Origin of the sequence: Nostoc sp. JL23, assembly GCF_017115065.1 — a bacterium.
Lineage (GTDB): Bacteria > Cyanobacteriota > Cyanobacteriia > Cyanobacteriales > Nostocaceae > Nostoc > Nostoc punctiforme_A.
In genome coordinates this window covers 1-17,875 of sequence record NZ_JABXKN010000143.1, presented here as the reverse complement: position 1 = coordinate 17,875, position 17,875 = coordinate 1, and the positions used below count along the sequence as shown (strand labels likewise).

The 17,875-nt window shown below is 42.4% G+C and carries 16 protein-coding genes and 1 pseudogene; 7 read left to right on the top strand and 10 right to left on the bottom strand.

Annotation, left to right across the window (positions count from 1 at the left end; genetic code table 11):
• Nucleotides 1-100 precede the first annotated feature (100 nt).
• The gene (locus HWQ42_RS30165) at nucleotides 101-1,555 is read left to right on the top strand and encodes a YcjF family protein (RefSeq protein WP_292818506.1); all 1,455 of its coding nucleotides are present in this window, start codon (nucleotides 101-103) and stop codon (nucleotides 1,553-1,555) included.
• A gap of 303 nt (nucleotides 1,556-1,858) precedes the next feature.
• Here the strand turns inward: HWQ42_RS30165 and HWQ42_RS30160 are convergent, their stop codons facing one another.
• On the bottom strand, nucleotides 1,859-2,908 hold the full coding sequence (locus HWQ42_RS30160) for a sugar transferase (protein WP_292818503.1): 1,050 nt from the start codon (nucleotides 2,906-2,908) through the stop codon (nucleotides 1,859-1,861).
• A gap of 198 nt (nucleotides 2,909-3,106) precedes the next feature.
• Here HWQ42_RS30160 and HWQ42_RS30155 point away from each other — a divergent pair, with 198 nt between their 5' ends.
• Nucleotides 3,107-3,904 (top strand): 7-carboxy-7-deazaguanine synthase QueE, encoded by a 798-nt coding sequence (locus tag HWQ42_RS30155; RefSeq protein ID WP_292818500.1) that lies wholly within the window; start codon nucleotides 3,107-3,109, stop codon nucleotides 3,902-3,904.
• Nucleotides 3,905-4,407: 503 nt separating this feature from the next.
• On the opposite strand, the gene HWQ42_RS30150 is transcribed toward HWQ42_RS30155, so the two are convergent.
• Nucleotides 4,408-5,052: a DUF3318 domain-containing protein gene (locus HWQ42_RS30150; protein ID WP_292818497.1), complete on the bottom strand. Its 645-nt coding sequence runs from the start codon at nucleotides 5,050-5,052 to the stop codon at nucleotides 4,408-4,410.
• Between the two features lie 77 nt (nucleotides 5,053-5,129).
• Nucleotides 5,130-5,687, bottom strand: coding sequence for a hypothetical protein (locus HWQ42_RS30145; RefSeq protein WP_292729217.1), 558 nt, complete (start codon nucleotides 5,685-5,687; stop codon nucleotides 5,130-5,132).
• A gap of 661 nt (nucleotides 5,688-6,348) precedes the next feature.
• On the opposite strand from HWQ42_RS30145, the gene HWQ42_RS30140 reads away from it, so the two are divergent.
• Nucleotides 6,349-7,230: a LysR family transcriptional regulator gene (locus HWQ42_RS30140; RefSeq protein WP_292818494.1), complete on the top strand. Its 882-nt coding sequence runs from the start codon at nucleotides 6,349-6,351 to the stop codon at nucleotides 7,228-7,230.
• A gap of 135 nt (nucleotides 7,231-7,365) precedes the next feature.
• Here the strand turns inward: HWQ42_RS30140 and HWQ42_RS30135 are convergent, their stop codons facing one another.
• Entirely contained in the window at nucleotides 7,366-7,968 is a 603-nt protein-coding gene (locus HWQ42_RS30135) for a hypothetical protein (protein ID WP_292818491.1), read from the bottom strand.
• Between the two features lie 96 nt (nucleotides 7,969-8,064).
• On the opposite strand from HWQ42_RS30135, the pseudogene HWQ42_RS30130 reads away from it, so the two are divergent.
• Both HWQ42_RS30130 and HWQ42_RS30125 read left to right on the top strand, forming a co-directional pair.
• Nucleotides 8,065-8,276: pseudogene (locus HWQ42_RS30130) on the top strand (type II toxin-antitoxin system HicA family toxin).
• Complete coding sequence (locus HWQ42_RS30125) at nucleotides 8,276-8,506, top strand: type II toxin-antitoxin system HicB family antitoxin (RefSeq protein WP_292818851.1); 231 nt, start codon at nucleotides 8,276-8,278, stop codon at nucleotides 8,504-8,506. The pseudogene HWQ42_RS30130 and the gene HWQ42_RS30125 overlap by 1 nt, the downstream one beginning before the upstream one ends.
• Before the next feature lie 28 nt (nucleotides 8,507-8,534).
• Here HWQ42_RS30125 and HWQ42_RS30120 read toward each other — a convergent pair whose 3' ends face one another.
• From HWQ42_RS30120 to HWQ42_RS30105, 4 genes are all read right to left on the bottom strand, one after another.
• A complete protein-coding gene (locus HWQ42_RS30120; RefSeq protein WP_292818487.1) occupies nucleotides 8,535-9,152 on the bottom strand; it encodes a Uma2 family endonuclease in 618 nt (205 codons plus the stop codon).
• Nucleotides 9,153-9,323: 171 nt separating this feature from the next.
• Nucleotides 9,324-11,132, bottom strand: a complete 1,809-nt coding sequence (locus HWQ42_RS30115; protein WP_292818849.1) for an ABC transporter ATP-binding protein — start codon at nucleotides 11,130-11,132, stop codon at nucleotides 9,324-9,326.
• Between the two features lie 236 nt (nucleotides 11,133-11,368).
• A complete protein-coding gene (locus HWQ42_RS30110) occupies nucleotides 11,369-12,499 on the bottom strand; it encodes an aldo/keto reductase (protein WP_292818484.1) in 1,131 nt (376 codons plus the stop codon).
• Between the two features lie 216 nt (nucleotides 12,500-12,715).
• Nucleotides 12,716-13,213: a bifunctional nuclease family protein gene (locus tag HWQ42_RS30105; protein ID WP_094349146.1), complete on the bottom strand. Its 498-nt coding sequence runs from the start codon at nucleotides 13,211-13,213 to the stop codon at nucleotides 12,716-12,718.
• 340 nt (nucleotides 13,214-13,553) lie between these two features.
• Between HWQ42_RS30105 and HWQ42_RS30100 the strand changes: the two genes are divergently transcribed.
• On the top strand, nucleotides 13,554-14,234 hold the full coding sequence (locus HWQ42_RS30100; protein WP_292818481.1) for a riboflavin synthase: 681 nt from the start codon (nucleotides 13,554-13,556) through the stop codon (nucleotides 14,232-14,234).
• Nucleotides 14,235-14,310: 76 nt separating this feature from the next.
• On the opposite strand, the gene HWQ42_RS30095 is transcribed toward HWQ42_RS30100, so the two are convergent.
• Both HWQ42_RS30095 and HWQ42_RS30090 read right to left on the bottom strand, forming a co-directional pair.
• On the bottom strand, nucleotides 14,311-15,879 hold the full coding sequence (locus HWQ42_RS30095; RefSeq protein ID WP_292818479.1) for a M23 family metallopeptidase: 1,569 nt from the start codon (nucleotides 15,877-15,879) through the stop codon (nucleotides 14,311-14,313).
• A 90-nt stretch (nucleotides 15,880-15,969) separates the two neighbouring features.
• On the bottom strand, nucleotides 15,970-16,788 hold the full coding sequence (locus HWQ42_RS30090) for a biotin--[acetyl-CoA-carboxylase] ligase (RefSeq protein ID WP_292818477.1): 819 nt from the start codon (nucleotides 16,786-16,788) through the stop codon (nucleotides 15,970-15,972).
• Between the two features lie 77 nt (nucleotides 16,789-16,865).
• Here HWQ42_RS30090 and pgeF point away from each other — a divergent pair, with 77 nt between their 5' ends.
• The gene (pgeF, locus tag HWQ42_RS30085; protein WP_292818474.1) at nucleotides 16,866-17,651 is read left to right on the top strand and encodes a peptidoglycan editing factor PgeF; all 786 of its coding nucleotides are present in this window, start codon (nucleotides 16,866-16,868) and stop codon (nucleotides 17,649-17,651) included.
• The last annotated feature ends 224 nt before the right edge of the window (nucleotides 17,652-17,875 follow it).

Below are 17,875 nucleotides of genomic sequence, written 5' to 3'. Positions count from 1 at the left end.
GAAATATAAAACAAAACCCTACAATCAGTGAAGATTGCGGGGTTTTGTTTTATTTTGATCTATTCTGGAAGAAATAGCCATCCAAAAAGCGCGGAGAATCATGGTTGTGAAGTTGCAGCGACCAATTTTAGTGGGAGGATTGGGACTTTCCTTTTCCCTGTGGATGTTGGACAGTTGGCACGATTCTATAGTGCAGGTGGGTGAGTTTGGTTTGTTGAGTGCCTTAGCTGTAGGTGGTGGTTTGTGGTTATTCCAGCAAAATCGCCCCAAAGACAGTTTAGAGCCGCTAGATGGTATGGTGGTTGACCGAGCGACTGTGGAAAGTGCGATCGCTAAAACTGAAGCTGTAATTAACCAACTAGCACAAGAAGCAGAAAACCATCCAGCCTTAGAGACACTCAGACAACAAGTTGCCCAATTGTTGCTGGAATTAGACAGGCAAAAAATTAAAGTAGCTGTGACTGGCGGGAAATCCGTGGGTAAAAGCACTTTAATTCAAGTGCTACAAAATCTAGAGACACAAAATTTCGTATCTCTACAAGAGACAGCACCTTTATTTAGAGAAGTGGGTGAAAATTCAGATGCAGCTATTTTGGCAGAAGTAGCAAAATCTGATTTTGTGCTATTTCTGACAAACGGTGATTTGACAGACTCAGAATTTCAAACCTTACAGCAGCTAAAGGCAGCAAATCAGCCTAATATGCTGGTTTTCAACAAACAAGACCAGTATTTAACCGATGAAAGCGCCAACATCTTGCTGTCTTTGAAACAGCGGATGCAGGGAAATGTAGTTGCAACTGCGGCCTCTCCCATTGCCATCAAAGTCCGAAAGCATGAGGCTGATGGTTCTGTGCAAGAGTGGATGGAGCAACCAGCAGCAGATATCCAGCAGTTAACTCAGCAGTTGGGTGAAGTTTTAGCACAGCAAAGACAACGGCTAGTTTGGTTAACAACCATGAGAAAAGCCGGGTTATTGAAAGCTGAGGCGAAAAATTGGCTAAATGGAACCAGACGCGATCGCGCCACCCCAATTATTGAACAATATCAATGGATAGCTGCTGCCGCTGCCTTTGCTAACCCTGTACCAGCCTTTGATATTCTAGCAACTGCGGCAATTAATGCTCAAATGGTAATGGATTTGGGTAATATCTATCAGCAAAAATTTTCCCTAGAACAAGCACAAACCGTAGCTGGAACAATGGGAAGTTTGATGCTGAAATTGGGTTTAGTTGAACTTTCTACAAAGGCTATTAGTACTGTTCTGAAAAGTAATGCCGTTACCTTTGTTGCTGGTGGCGTAGTGCAGGGAGTAAGTGCAGCTTATCTGACTAGAGTTGCAGGGTTAAGTCTAGTTGAGTATTTCCAACAGCAGGAAATAGCCATAGATTCTGGAACTGGTTTAAATTTGGAGAATTTGCGGCAAACCTTGCAAAAGGTATTTCAGCAAAATCAGCAGATTGGTTTTTTGCAGGGGTTTGTTAAGCAAGGCATGAAGCGTTTGTTGCCAGAGGTGCAGCAGGTTGAAGTAGTTAGTGTTCAGAAGGCGATGGGATAATCTCATACACAGGATTACCAAATTTTAGATTTTGAATTTTGGATTTTGGATTGAATGATTCAAAATCCAAAATTTTTTTCAAACCCTGATTTTAATAGAGGATAAAAATACATAAACATCTTTGTTTTAAAAAAGAGGATTGATCCGTGGGATCAGTCTAAAATCTCAAAACCAAAATTGGCTGAACTTGCGTGGTGCTGTAAGTCAACCTAAAATTTACCCAAGCCCATAATAGGCTTGGGTGTATTTAAGAATATCGTGAGAGTTGCGAGTTCTCAAAAAATTGTGAATAAGGATAATTAGCTAAACAGCACCACTGTTTCTATTAAACAGAATAGCTATAGTTTTGAAAATTAGCTTTAAATCGTACACTAAACTCCAATTTTTTTGATACTGCAAATCCAGACGAATTACATCTTCAAAACTACGGACTGTAGAACGTCCATTTACTTGCCATTCGCCAGTCATACCGGGTTTTACATCTAAACGTTGCCACTCTGGTACTTCATAGCGTTCGACTTCATCGGGTGTAGGTGGTCGGGTGCCTACTAAACTCATCTCTCCTTTGAGGACGTTCCAAAATTGGGGTAATTCATCAAGACTAGTTCGCCGTAACAAGCGCCCTATCTTAGTAATTCTGGGGTCATTCTCATTTTTGAAAAAAGCACCTTGCACTTGGTTTTTAACTTGGGATTTCTTCGCTTCCGCATCCACACACATAGAGCGGAATTTCCAAATCTTAAACCGCTTACCCATCCAACCACAACGAATTTGACTAAAGAATATGGGACCGGGATCATTAATTTGAATAGCGATCGCAATCGGAATAAACAAAATTCCTGTAATTAATAAACCAATCATTGACCCAACAATATCTAAGAACCGTTTCATCCAAGATGCCATAGAAGGGTGAGTAGTGGGTAACTGCTCTACTTTACGGGAAGTTGTCTTCCGATTATCTACTACGTCATCTTGTTCTATTAACGACCCATCCTCCACAAGCTCTAGAGGAAAAACCTGATCCAAGCCTGTGAGTTTTAGAACTGCCATGACTTGAGGCGTTACATTCCGCAGTGTTAATGTAATACCCTGAGCCTGAGCATATTTAAAATTACTTACCAGGGCACCTAAACCACTACTATCGATAAAAGTAGTTTGGTGAAAGTCAATGATGATTTGCTTGGGATATGAATTGGGCCCAATTAAGCCTTGGCAGGTTTGCTTAAAGCCTAAAGCCTCCAGCACGCTCAACCGCGTCGGCACCTGCACTATAGCAATGTCGTTTAGGGAATTAACTGGAAAATCGACCTCTGTCGGTTGGCTAGTCATGAAGCTCTGCACTTTCGTTGCCATGTATAATGTAATATGCCAAACATTAGTTTGTCCTACAAAATTACTTAACCTAATATCGGAATTAGTGGTAATCAGGACTAACTGCTATTTATTGGGGCTGAGATTGGAGATCGCTAGCGACGATTCACAATAGAACAAGAAGCCAAAAAACATCCTTGCTGTTGTGCCGACGCAGCGCGATCGCGTTGCTCTCATCAAATGATTGCTAAAAATACGGTTACACCTACCGCACGCCTGATTGAGGTCTTTTCTGCCATTCAAGGGGAAGGATTGAATGTAGGGACACGTCAGATATTTATTCGTTTTGCTTTGTGTGATTTGCGCTGTCACTTTTGCGATAGTGCCCACACGTGGACTGCACCTACAACTTGTCGGATAGAGCGATCGCCTGGATTGCGCGACTTTGAAATCCACTCTAACCCCGTCCCATTACCCATATTAATCGAATGGGTGGAACAGCAAAATCTGCCTTGTCTACACGATAGCATTAGCTTAACTGGCGGCGAACCACTTCTTCATGCCTCATTTCTAACGCAGTTTCTACCCCAAGTGCGAGCCATAACTGGTCTACCTATATACTTAGAAACCGGCGGACATCGCCCAGAACAACTAGCAATGATTATCCCATACTTAGACTCTGTAGGTATGGATTTAAAACTGCCCAGTGTTAGTGGCGAAAGTCATTGGCAAGAACATAGTAAATTTCTCCAGTTATGTTATGACTCATATTTAAATGTTTTTGTCAAGATAATTGTGTCTCAAAACACAGATCCTGCCGAGTTGGAACGTTCAGCTTCGTTGGTGGCAGAGGTTAGTCCAGATATCTCAGTATTTTTACAACCTGTTACGCCTTTGGCAGTATCAGAACAATTTTCTCCAGTACCTGTACTTGCGCCTTCCAGCGATCAAGTTTTGACGTGGCAAGCTTTGATGAAGGGGTTTGTCAAGCACGTGCGCGTGATCCCCCAGACGCATAAAATGCTGAACCAGTTGTAAAATTTTAGTTTGATAAAGATGTAGTCAAGAAAAAAGTAAGATTTTATGAAATGGTGATTGGGCTGTTGCCGCTAATTAGGGAGGCAGTAGCCCCTTTACTAGCAGCAGGGCTGATTCATTCCATTTCAAACAGAATTTGTCAAGATGGTGAGGGAGAAAATTGTAAGTAAGGGTGACGATAAGATGAACATTTAAGCACTTAAATACCAGTAAAATAGTTCATTCTATCGGCACGCTGAGAACAAAACAATCAATTTTTAATTGCTATAACCCTTGATTTTTAAAGCTCTTTGGGTAATGAAACAGCCCTCCATCTCCCCTTACTAGGCAGTCTAATGAGCCAAATCAAAAGACCACTAAGAGGCTTTATTACGTAAAATCTTGCCTCCCTGACTCGGAGAGAAACTTGAACTTTAGTTCAAGGCAGGGAGAGGTTCCTCAAACTCAAATTGATTTAGGTATTTCGGGGGTAGGCAATACCCACCCAACCTAATTTTTGGTTGCTATAGTGCGCCCTCATCTGGAGCTTTGGATTTAGCTTTTGCCTTATTGGCACTGCGTTTGAGGGCAGAGAGTCTTGCTTCGTATCTCGATCGGTGGCGCTTACTAGGAGTATTATCAATCAGGGTTTTCAAGGCGCTACCGAGACTTTTGTAGGCATTAGGGAGGCTATAACCAAAACGAGTTGCTAAAGCGATCGCTTTCTCATCAGCATTGAGCAATTCTCTTAGTTGCTTTTCCCCATTATTCTTTTGGTACAGTCGCCAGCCTGACACGCCACAAAGCGACAAAGCTAACACCAGCAGCAATCCATCTTGTACCCACAATTCCCCTACAGCACCACCTAAACCAATCGCTAGTGCTGCCATTTCCCAACCATCTTTAGGAATTGTGTCATTTTGAACGCGAGCAACCTCATGCCAGAACAGCAGATTACGCTGATCCATTGCGAGGGCATCCCATTTCACCAAATCAATTTGAATTTCTACCTGGTCTTTACCAATTTCTTCGCAGCGAACCAGGGGTGGATTGACCTCAGTTGTGCCTTCAACCGTTACCCAGCTTTGCAGTTCTGGTGGTAGTAAGGCTTTCAACCGCCGGAGTTCGCTCATTTCCGCTTTGGCAGAGGAGGTTGCATAGGATGTCATAATATCCAGCCCCAGAAAATTTCAGTATATAGTGAGGGTATCACTTTGGAGTATAGCTATTTAAGTGATGATCCGTCTCACTCACTAGGAAAACTTCCTCGCTTTTTTCGCGCTTCCATTGCTTTTTCTAGTAAATCTAACAATCCTGGGGCTTCTTCTTGGATACTGAGTAATAGTCTTTCCCCAAGTTCTATATTCCCCGGATCGACACCTGTTGCCATCACTTCTTTTAGGCGAGGTATTGCTATGCCATCCACAATCTGAATTAATCCACTCAGACAACGGTGAAATTGTTTTTCTGTGAGAATCGAGTCTTCTAAAGGAAACTCAATAATGGCACGAATTTCACCATCGGATGGGTCATACTCCCATTGCAACATTTTGGTTTCCCAGGAAATGGCAAGCATTGTTTGGAGTATAGCTGCCTTGTGAGGATGCTCTTGGATTCCTCCCAGAACTTGAGGGGCAAATACCCGAAAAAATTTTCCTTCTTCATCCAGTTGGACAACTATTAGGAAATCTTCTAGGTTATCAGCCTCCACACCTGTTATAATTCGGTCTTCCTCATCATCAAAACGGTAGTCCCAACCAAGGTTGTCTAAATAGTTGGCAATCTGTTTGAGGTTAGCTCCCATAAAAGCCTCATAAGGAACGTGGAGCAGTTGTTACCAGACCTAGTTTAACCTGCTAGGGGTAGTTGTTTGGGTTGGTGTGGATACTTCTAATCCCATAGAAGTATGCAATTAGGTTATTGGGCATGAATTATGGGGCATAGGGCATTGAAGATAAGAAAAATAGACGAGCATTCGGCGCTATGAATGATATTTTTTGAATGACTATTGCTCATTATTAAAGAAGCAACAATTACTATTTTTCCAATTTTAGCCAGTGAAGGATATAGCACTAAATTGCTTAAATTTTAATATTATTTTAGAGTGTGAATCAATTTCTTACTATTGAAAGCTGAAGCCAAGTTTAAATAATTTTTACATAGCATCTGAGGCTTTTGAAAATATACCTAAAGGCTTCTAATACTGCTTTTAAAAGCTAATAAATATAGCATATAGACTGATACATTTTTATATTAAAAGCAACAAATTATTTTCACTAAAATTGTTTAGTGAAAAATACATTTTTGATTTTCTAGTATCAATGAAATTTATACGTAAATCATCATAAATCCTAGCGATCGCACCTCTAGCTTTTGTTATAAATTTTCTAAAACCTCTGCGTTACTTTGCGCCTCTCTGCGTTTATATATTTATAGAGAATTGAAACTTATAAAATATCAAAAAGATGGAACTGCGACATCTGCGCTACTTTATTGCTGTCGCTGAAGAACTGCACTTCAGTAGAGCCGCCGAGCGACTGCACATCGCTCAACCGCCCTTAAGCCAGCAAATTCACCAACTAGAGGTGCAATTGGGAGTAGAACTATTTCACCGCAAAACCAAACGACAGGTGCAACTAACAGAAGCAGGGCAAGTTTTTTTGCAAGAAGCTTATCAACTTTTAGCTCAACTCCAAAAAGCAATTGAGCTAACCCAAAAAATGGGAAGAGGTGAAAAGGGATTACTGCGAATTGGGTTTACCAGCTTGGCAACTTATGATTTGCTTCCTGTAATTTTGCGGCAATTTAGAGAGAAGTTTCCAGAAGTAGAGTTGGTATTGCAGGAATTAACCACAACTCAGCAGGAGCAAGCGCTACAGAATCGGCACATCCATATAGGTTTTGCCCATCCACCTTTAGAAGACAACACACTCAATCAAGAATGTATTCAGCAAGAAGCTTTAATTGTGGCTATGTTGGAAACTCATCCCTTAGCTGAACAAGAAAAGATTTCAGTGCGATCGCTAGTAAACGAAAACTTTATCATGTTCCCTCGCCATTTGGGGCCCGGACTTTACGACCAAATCGTAAGCCTTTGTCAGCAAGGAGACTTCAGCCCAAAAGTGACTCAAGAAGCGATTCAGATGCAGACGATTATCGGATTGGTTTCAGCGGGAATGGGGATTGCGATCGCACCGTCTTCATTGCAAAATCTTCAGAGAACTGGTGTAGTTTATCGTACTCTAGAGGAGAAAACACCATTAGTAGAAACCGCTATAGTGTGGCGGGAAGAAGATATAACACCTGTACTAAGGGAATTTCTACAAGTTGTCAGGAGTATCTGTTAAGAAATGACGGCCCTCTTCTGACGGAGATCCTACGCGAAATAACAAAACATTTAAACTTTGTATTTAGAAATATAGTTTTTTTAAGTAAAAAATTAATAATAGATGCTGCTGACTCAATCCAATTTTTACTACTTACTAAAATTTTAGTAGAGAGTCCTTCATTCTCATAAGCTGCTTTGGTGCTGCAAATAAATAGATATATTGAGAATGATAAGGCCATCTTGCCCAACCACCCCAATCGATAAAGCGAACCCATAAAGTTGTTGGTGAACATGTACCTACTTCCAGAGGAAACCTCCAAATATCCCTATTTAAAGCAAGCTCTGGATGAATTGGTGCAAAACTATCTTGAGCATCCCATTCAATGATTCCGTCTTCACCCCATGATGTACCATCAAATTCTGCTTTAAATGGTTGAGCTATCCCTTGCAAAATAGAATTGTTATGTTCCCTCTGTGAATTTGCCAAAGGTACATCGGGTAATGCAATAGCAATAAATGCTGCCTTTTGAGACGCTATTAGGGCATGAAATTGACCTATAATGTAACCAGAAGTTAAGGCATCTCCGCTTACATATTCTTGGAGGAACAAGTCTTGATAAGTGATTTGACTGGGATGCCCTTCATCAATTAAGTAATTACTTGCATTTTTGTAGAAAGTAAAGCATATTGGAAACCAATCTGGACTTTTCTCTACAATTTCATAAATTTTAAGCTTGATAGCTTCTGATAGAGACACAGTTTGACCTCAAAAATATTTAGTAAAAGTTTGAGTTATTTGTATAGTACTTATGTACCAAAAAGATAATAACATAGTTATTTAAATTTAGAGTATATGCCTAAGAAAATTAGAGAGTTAAAAGCAATTTTGATGAAGGCTGGGTTCTCTATCGTCCTGCAAAAGGTAGTCATACCTTCTGGACTCACCCATTGATAGTTGATGAACCAGTTACTATCGCTGGAAAAGATAGAGACGATGCACCCCGATACTTGGAAAAGCAAGTCAATCGTGTTTTGAAGCAACTAGGAGAGATAGAGGAAGAATGATGGACGATCGCTACAGTATGGTAATTCAATGGTCAGATGAGGATAATTGCTACTTAGTACACTTACCGGAATTCTCTTGGCAGCAATTCCACACTCATGGTAAGAGTTATGAAGAAGCCGCTAAACACGGGCAAGAGGTAATTGAATCTCTGATTGAATGGTATGAAGAGCAAGGAAAACCTTTGCCAGAGCCAATTACTTTTCCTGAAAAACCGTTAAAAGTGGCTTAAATATTTTTAAGATACAGTGCATCGCACCTTACCCCAATTCCTCAACATCAGCACTTTCGCCTTCCGACTCAACAGGCTCAAACTTCACCTTGTTGTATAAATCCTGTAGGGAAATTTCAAATGGTACGGTTACAAGTGCGATCGCTTCATCTTCTTCATCATATTCACGAAGCGTCCATTGCTTTTTCCCAGTTTTGGAAAATTGATCTACATGAATCCGAGTTTGGTCAATTAATAGGTATTCTTGGAAAGTGGAAATAGTTCGGTAAGCCTGAAATTTATCTTCGCGATCGTAGCCTTTGGTAGATTTTGATAAAACCTCAACAATAACCTGTGGATTCAGAATTATATCCTTTCGGTTGTTAAAAAACTCTGGTTCACCCGCCAAAATCATCACATCTGGATAAGTGTAGGTACGCTTTTGGAGTATCCATAGACGGATATAACCCATAAAAACCCGGTAGTTCTGCTTTTTAAAAGCGAAATTTAACTCAGTACTTAAGTTGAGTGCTATTCGATTATGATTTACTGTTCCACCTGCCATAGGAATTATTTGCCCGTCAATGTATTCACTTTTGTAGTCAGCAACTTCTTCTAACTCTAAATATTCCTCTGGGGTATAGTATCGCTGTTTTGTAATTTGCATAATTTTATCAGGTAGCAATGTTTAACGATACGGAGTGTCTAGTGACCCATATTTACTGAACAGTTTAACGTGGTTAGATAGAGATGTTATGTGCTTTCTACAAAGTGAGCGTAGGCGCAGCCCGCCGTAGGCATCGCTATCTCAATTCACACAGTCTGCTAGCTTCTTTTCCTATTGATAACCAGCGGCTTGTAACAGAAACAATTTGGCATAACGTCCTCCTAGCTGTAACAATTCTTCGTGAGTTCCTTGTTCTATAACTTCGCCGTTTTCTATAACTAGAATTTTGTCAGCCATTCGTACCGTCGAGAAGCGATGGGAAATCAAAAGTACCATCTGATTTTGAGTAATAGCGCGAAAATGATTGAAAATCTCAAACTCAGCTTGGGCATCTATTGCCGATGTTGGTTCATCTAACACCAAGATATCTGCTTGCGATCGCATAAAAGCACGAGATAGAGCAATTTTTTGCCACTGTCCCCCAGAAAGTTCTTGTCCTCCCTTAAACCAACGACCAAGTTGAGTCTGAAAGCTTTGAGGTAATTGGTCAATAAAAGATTGGGCCATGCCTTTTTCAGCAGCAGTTTTCCACTGTGTTTTGTTTTCAAGATGTTCTACATCGCCCACGCCAATATTCTCCCCCACAGTGAACTGGTAGCGGACAAAGTTCTGAAAAATCACACCAACGCGACGCCGCAACACATCCACATCCCATTCCTGCAAATCCAAGCCATCTAAGAAAATTCGCCCAGAATCTGGCGTGTAGAGTCGGGTCAGTAGTTTGATTAAAGTAGTCTTACCGGAACCGTTTTCACCCACAATTGCCAGTTTTTCTCTGGGTTTGAGATGCAGCGAAATGTTTCTCAAGGCTGGCTTGGAACTTCCCGGATAAGTAAATGAGACATTCTCAAAACGGATACCATCTTGGGAATTTAACCCAATGGTTGCCTTACCCCAAGATTTTGGTACTTCTTCTTCCAGAAAATCGTAGAGATTTGATAGATATAGGTTGTCCTCATACATCCCTCCAATAGAAGTGAGGGCATTGGAGAAAGTTGATTGTCCTTGGCGAAAAACGGTGAGATACATTGTCATATCTCCCAAGGAAATCTTACCTTGCACTGTTTCTAGTACAATCCAAGCATAAGCTAGGTAAAAAGCACCAGTACTCACTAAACCCAGGAGATAGCCCCACAATCCTCGCCGCAGAGTTAAATCACGGTCTTCACCATAGAGTTGTTCAAATAGGCTGCGGTAACGTCCTAGCAGCATCTCTCCCAACTGGTAGAGTTTAACTTCTGTGACAAAATCTTCTCTTGCTAATAGATTTTCTAAGTAGTGCTGTTGTCGAGTTTCTGCCGCCCGCCAACTAAATAAGCGAAAGCCTTCTCCAGCAAACTTAGTTTCTGCAATAAATACAGGCATAGCTGCCAAAATCAGTACCACCACTGCCCAAGCTGAGAAATTTACTAGCAAAATCCCATAGGTGATTAGGGAAAGGGCATTTTGCACCAATCCAAAGGTGCGGTTTACTAACGAAAGGGGACGAACCGATGCTTCTCTTCGGGCATTAGTTAATTTGTCATAAAATTCTGAGTCTTCAAACTGTCTAAGATCGAGTGTCAGCGCTTTTTCTAAGATGAGTACATTTACTCGCTGACCCATTAGCGCCCGCAATAATGACTGACAAATAGTGATTCCTCGCTGACTACCTGCTAGTAAAATTACAGCGATCGCTTCTAATCCTACATAAAATAGCGATGGATAAATATTGACAAAGCCATTGCTTTGTGAGTTAGCTTGAGAGGCAAATACCACTGCATCAACAATTAATTTACTGATGTAGGATATCGCCGCCGGTAAAAGACCAGCCACTAAAGTTAAACTAGCCAGAAAAATAGTAAGCGATCGGCTAGTAGTCCATACTAAGCTTACAGCCCGTCCACTGTAGCGGAAAACCGTCAGTGATTGGCGTAGGATATTTCTTTTTTTTTAATTTTCATCTTTTTTGGCGAGATACCCCAGCTTCCGCGGATCTTCCTAACTCTTTTAATCTTTATATAATTTTAACAACAAAGAACTCAGAACTCAGTACCTAGAATGACGAGTATGCGACTGGGTGGTGAATACCATGCTGAAGTTAACGGATATTCTGACTCCTGTTAGCGGTAGCGGGGTGTTTAGCCCATTCTGAATTCTGACTCCTGTTTACATTTTTATCCCCACAATCTCCGACCAGCTTTCCCACTTAATTTTTGGTGAGTATCTTCTAACAAAGCTGGAATATCTAACTTTTCTGGACAGCGAGGCAAACAGTCACCGCATTCTGTACAACGGTTGCCTTTCATTCCAGGGAACCAGTGACCGGCATTTTCAAACATTCCGTAACGATATTGTCCATAGTCTTTCATATCGTATGCCACTGCAAGATTACGTAACCGTAATACCTCTGGAATATTGATATTTTCTGGACAAGGTAAACAAGCATAACACTGGCTACACTTATCAGTTTCTAAAGCAACTTTTTGATGATTTTCTAATCGCTCAAAAGCAGAATTTTCAGATGATGTTAACTCTCCATCGTAGTCAGCAATTCGCAAAGGTTCCCTTAATTCATCTGGGTTAGCTGGCCCTATGCTCAAGGTATTAATACGGTTGTCAGAAAGTAAAAAGCGATAATTCAATTCTAAGGGAGAATACGGGTAGCATAGGTCTTTTAAAGTCTCAGGTGGCGTGTAGAGGCGTCCTCCCTTATCAGCAGGGGAAATAATGAAAATGCCCATATCCTTTTCGGCAGCAAGTTGAATCGCTGGTGCGTGCCGTTGAAAAAAATAGTAATAATGCAGATTGACAAATTCAAAAAAATCTGTGTTTATTGCTGCCAGAATTAGCTCTAATGGTCCGTGAGTTGAAAAACCAACGTGTCGGACTCGACCATCAGCAACAGCTTCTTCTACGGCTTGCATACAGCCATTTTTGGCTTGCACCCACTCCAAATGTTGCCACGTATTCAAACCATGAACACCTAAGCAATCTAAATAATCTAGTTGTAATCGTTCTAAGGATTCGTCAATGTACCGACGCATGGTGTCAGCATCTGCTGTGGCTGAGATTTTGGTAGTGACATAAAGCTTCGTTCGGGGTACTGACAACCCAGCTTTTAGCGCCCTACCAAAATACTCCTCGCTTTTGCCGTAACCTCTGGCGGTTTCTAGATGATTAATTCCTAGCGCTAAGGCTTGTTCGATAGTCTGGTGAGCATTTTCAAAAGAAGCCAGGTAGCGCATTGTTCCCAAGGAAAAAACCGAGAGGCGCAGATTCGTTTTTCCAAAGCGTCGGTATTTCATAAATTGAGTCCTGAGTAGTGAGTCCTGAGTAGAAATACGATTAATAGTGTCTCTACAAAAATGAACAGAGAAAGAATAAAGAAATTATTTTATTCTCTAGATTCTCTATTCTTTCTCAGCACTGGCTCAATCCTAGCTATCCGCTAACAGCACTCAGAACGGGCTAAACGCCCCGCTATCGCTAACAGCACTCAGCACTCAGCACTCAGCACTCTCCTAGCTGTCGCCATTACCAAAGCGCTTGATCAAATCTTCAGGACGGAGATTGGAAATAAATTCACGGAAGGCTTGCTGTTCGGCTTCATCTGCATCGCGATCAACAGGGATAGAAGCATCGGCAATGACTTCTTCCATTACCCAAATGGGAGTATTTGTACGGAGAGCAATAGCGATCGCATCGCTAGGACGCGCGTCAATTTCCTTTTTGACTTCGCCTTGCTGGACAATTAAAGCTGCATAAAATGTATCCTTTTGCAGGGAATGAATAATGACCTTTTCTAGAGTCATGTTCCAAGTCTCTAGAATATTTACAATCAGATCGTGAGTTAAGGGTCTGGGAGGCTTCTGATTCTCCAGTGCGCCCATAATTGCCCTAGCCTGTTCCTGACCAATGTAAATTGGCAAAGCCCGCCGATCTGAAGAATCTTTCAAAAGGACGATCGGGCTGCGAGTTATGGCATCTAATGCTATGCCAGCGACTTTCATTTCAATCATTGGCTAGGCCTCTACAATGCTTTGCGAGCCTTGGATGCCGTGTAATAAATAGCACCCCTTTTTAGGCGGTTTGGTGAAAGTAATAAACATAAGCATTCGTTCTCTATAATTGCTTCTATTAAACTCCGAACTTGTGGTGAAAACCAGAGTAAGTCAAATTGGTCTTCTTAAACAATAACCTTCTTACCCAAGTATGCCCTGTGAAGGATGCTAATGTGTTAATATTCCTATGCGAAAAAAAGTCAGAAAATACACTTGGATGTTCAAGATTTCTGTGACAATTACCAATTGATTTCAGGCAAAATTAGGCAATAAATAGAGTTAGTTTGACAAAAAAGCCGTGTTTACAGGATTAATCCAGGCATTAGGTACGATGGAACCCTTGGGGGGCGATTCTTGGCAAATTACTTGTGTAAGCCATTCGGGTGAAGTAATTATGCAAGATTTGGCTTATGGCGACAGTGTTGCTGTAGATGGTGTTTGCCTGACAGTGGAACAAGTTTTAAAAGACGGGTTTATTGCCACGGCTTCACCGGAAACTCTACGCCGGACAACCTTGGGAGGTGAGCAAACCCAACAGAGATATGTCAATTTAGAAGCGTCGCTCAAGGTAGGCAGCAAAGTTGGCGGTCATTTTGTGATGGGTCATGTAGACGGCATCGGTCGATTGCTAGTGGCACAACAAACAGCTACTTCTTGGGAAATGACCTTTATTGCTTCCGTTGCGATCGCACGGTACATTGTCCCCAAAGGTAGCATTGCCGTCAATGGCATCAGTCTCACAGTCGCCGATTATGAGCCAGAACTCTCCCAATTCAAAGTAGCGGTAATTCCCCTGACATACAGCGAGACAAATCTTCGCTATTTAGTTGCTGGAAGTTTAGTGAATCTAGAAGGGGATATTCTCGGCAAATACGTGGAAAAATTCCTTTATTCTGGCAACCCCCACACCAGAGGCACTGATGACAATAGTATAGATGGCATTACACCCGCATTCCTAGCAGAACACGGGTATTTGTAAGAGGGAATGGGGCATGGGGCATGGGGTATGGGGCATTAGTTATTCTTCCCCTGCTTGCCCTGCCCCTCAGCTTCTTCTAACTGCCTGGTTCCTGGCTTACCTGAGCGGTTTGCAAACCTCGCACTAACTGACTGAGGGCACTTTGTAATTCCACACCTGGGTCAGAAGCAACCCACCCATCTTGTGTCAGGTGGCGGACTTCAAAGTGCAAGTGAGGACCTGTGGAGTTGCCGGTGCTGCCAACTCGCCCAATGACAGTTCCTGGTTGTACCCACTGACCGGGTTGAACAAGGATCTCTGACATGTGACCGTAGAGAGTTTGTTCAGCGGATTTGTGATTCAGGATAACGGTTAAACCATAACCACCCACCCAATTAGCAGTTTCCACTTGACCCGCAGCAGCTGCCAAAACTGGTGTTCCCGTAGGCGCACCCAAGTCTGTACCTGCATGGAAGCGTTGATTACCTGTGATTGGATGAACTCGCCAACCAAACAAAGAAGTAATGGGAGCGGGAATAGATAGTGGATACATCATTCCCGTACCACTATAAGCGACTCTCCCCATGTAGGGAATTTGCGGCAATACTGATGCCAGTGAGAAGTCGTAAGCTACGTTGCTAGGGCGGGGTGCAATGTTACCATCTGCCATTGGTGGCGGTAAAGTCCCACCACTCGGTGCAATGGGAGTTGCACTAACTCTTGTGGGGCTGAATTCAGCGGGAGTCGGGATAAACCGATTCGGGCGATATGCGGTCTTGGTGACACCGCTAGAACCACTTTGAGCAGCACGCCATCTACTGGTATTGCCAGTAGTTGCAATTTGCCGCACGGGTGGAACTACTGCTAATTGGGCGTTTTGACTTCTTCTGAGCCAATTAGGTGCTGGTTTACCATTAGAATCAGCTACACTCCTCTGGGGTACTTTGGCGCAAACACCGCCTAATACGCTTTGCCCTGAAGGCAAGGTGGCTCGACAACCGCTGGAGCGTTCTGTAAGAATTACAGAGTTTGGTGCTTGATAAGTACCTGTTGCACCACTGTCATAACTATTAGGATCGATATAGGCGTTATTATAATCCTTGGTTTTCTCCGCCGTTGCACTGACAGGGCTGTTAGAGTTATTTGATGGTTGAGCAACTACTGGTAGTTTTTCAGGTGCATAGCGGGCAGGGGTATTGGGTTTTTCCTGTCTTACCCTTGTAGGAGTCAGCTGTGAGGCTTCTACTTTGGGCTTTGACTGTCTGATAATCACAACAGGTTCAGCTGCTTCGATTTTGGGTGTAGACTGCCTAACTGGCTCTTTTGATTGAGCAACCTCTGGCTTGCCTAGTCTCTGTCTGAGTCTGGCTCGCCGTTGGGAAAATTCCGGTTGCGCTTGAGAGGTTTCCGGCGCAACAGCCTGTTTTTTAAAAGTCGAGGCTTTAACTGGATTTGTAACTGCTGTTGGTTGAGAACTTTCAACAGTGGGAACAATTTTATCTATTTGTGTTTCCGTTTGGGCAAACACGAAGCCGCCGCTAAGGAGGCTAACGCTACTCAGCCAACAGAGGCTCTGGGCTGGTAGTGTTGAAGCAAAACGTTTTTTTGTTAGACCTTGCTGCCATAAATGCAAACGATGATGGGCAGAATTATTGCGCTGCGTCATTTGTTCTCTCAGTTGTGTGTAATTAGCCTAAAGAGATGATGCTAGTGGTTTGTCTTGCCCAAAGAGCGAAATTTTGAACAAACCTCAAATTTAAACGGAAGATTTATGGTACCCCAAACTGATTGTACCGGGTTCAATATAAATTTCCGGTGTAATTAGTCCCTTTGTATCATGTGTTTCTAAATCAACTCGTAAATTTCCTTGAGGAGTCACTCCCACTACTGTACCTAAAAGATTATTGACGTACACACGATCGCCTATGTTTGTAAGCAAATCTAAATAGCGAGACAAGAGTATGCTTATTCCTTCTTGGCAAAGGCACTCCATACCGGATTCTATTCCCAGCAAGACTTTAGAGGTGAGAATTTCCAGACAAGAAATTGGTCTAATATCTTGGCAAGCTTGCCATGATTCCAGATTGATTCCAGTTTCGGGTACTGGGTTTATCCAGTTAATACCTACACCAATTACTGCTTGAGTGATTTGTCCTTTGTTTACTTTAGTTTCTGTCAAAATGCCGCCTAGTTTGCGACCATTTAAAACTAAATCATTGGGCCATTTTATCCCAACATCTATACCGCATTGGCGCAATTGCGACGCGATTCCCCAAGCAGTAGCGAAAGTTAGCTGGTAGCTGTCAGTAGCCTCTATTTTATGGTCGAAAGAAATCGCCACGGAAACATATAATCCCCCAGCCGGAGAAATCCACTGGCGTCCCCATTGTCCCCGCCCAGCAGATTGCTGAGTTGCGATTACTACTGTTCCCGAAATAGCCCCTTGGTTGAGTAGGTTCCAGAGGGTTTGGTTGGTTGAGGAGACGCTTTCAAAAAAGTGAAGAGAAAATGGTAAATATGTATGCTCACGCCCTGCTTGCAAGGCTGCTTCCAAGTTTTGCAGATTAAATCCCACAGCAGTTAACCCAAATTCCGTTGTTCAAGTTAGCATTGATTGGCTGATGAGTGATTTCTGTTTAGGTTTGGTTGAAGATGCACACTTGGCACTGGCGCAATTGGGAAGGACTCCCCTATCTAACTTGTAGTATTCTGGAAAGTTGGCACCACGGCTTCTTTACCCAACAGTTTTGGCCGCGATCGCCACAAGCTATCACAGAAGTATTGCAACCAGAGGCATCAGTCTATCGCTTAAAGCAGGTTCATGGCAATACTGTTCTCACCCCTCAAGAAGTTGAAACCTTCTTAAGCTCTGCTGAGGAGGATTTAGCATCGGCAGATGGTTTAATTAGCGAACAGCCTCTACAAGCGGTTTGGGTCGCTAGCGCAGATTGTACACCCGTGCTAATTGGGGATGTGCAAACTGGACGGGTAGCAGCATTACACGCGGGTTGGCGGGGGACTGCTAAAAAGATTGTTCCCTTGGCGATCGCTAGATTACAATCTCAAGGCAGTAAACTCGATGATTTGAGAATTGCAATGGGCCCAGCGATCGCTGGTGAGGTTTACCAAGTCTCGATTGAAGTGGCTGCCGAAATCGGGGCTACTATTATATCACATGATGACGAAGAAAAAATTTTAACGGCATTGCATGAGTTACCAAATTCACCTTTACTAGAAGACCCCGATCCAGGAAAAATACGGTTAGATGTGCGGCGAGTGAATACCTTACAACTGGAAAATATGGGAATTAGTGCAGAACAAATTGCGATCGCACCTTATTGTACTTTCCAAACTCCAGAGCATTTCTTTTCTTACCGTCGGGAAAAAGAGAAAAAAGTACAGTGGTCAGGGATTGTTAGCGGCAAAACAAGTCACTAGCCTATATTCTGATTACAGGTTTGACTGAGTTTCTGTAAGTAATTTAATTGCTATCTACCATTTCAAGGGTTAATATTCCTTTTGGTTTGTTAACGACCAACAGCATAATATCTAACCACAACGAACCTATTATGGTATCAGGAATGTCATCTCCAACATGGACGGGAATTGTGCGATTCGTTGCTTAGTGAATCACGGTAATCAGCCCGTACATAACTAAGCCA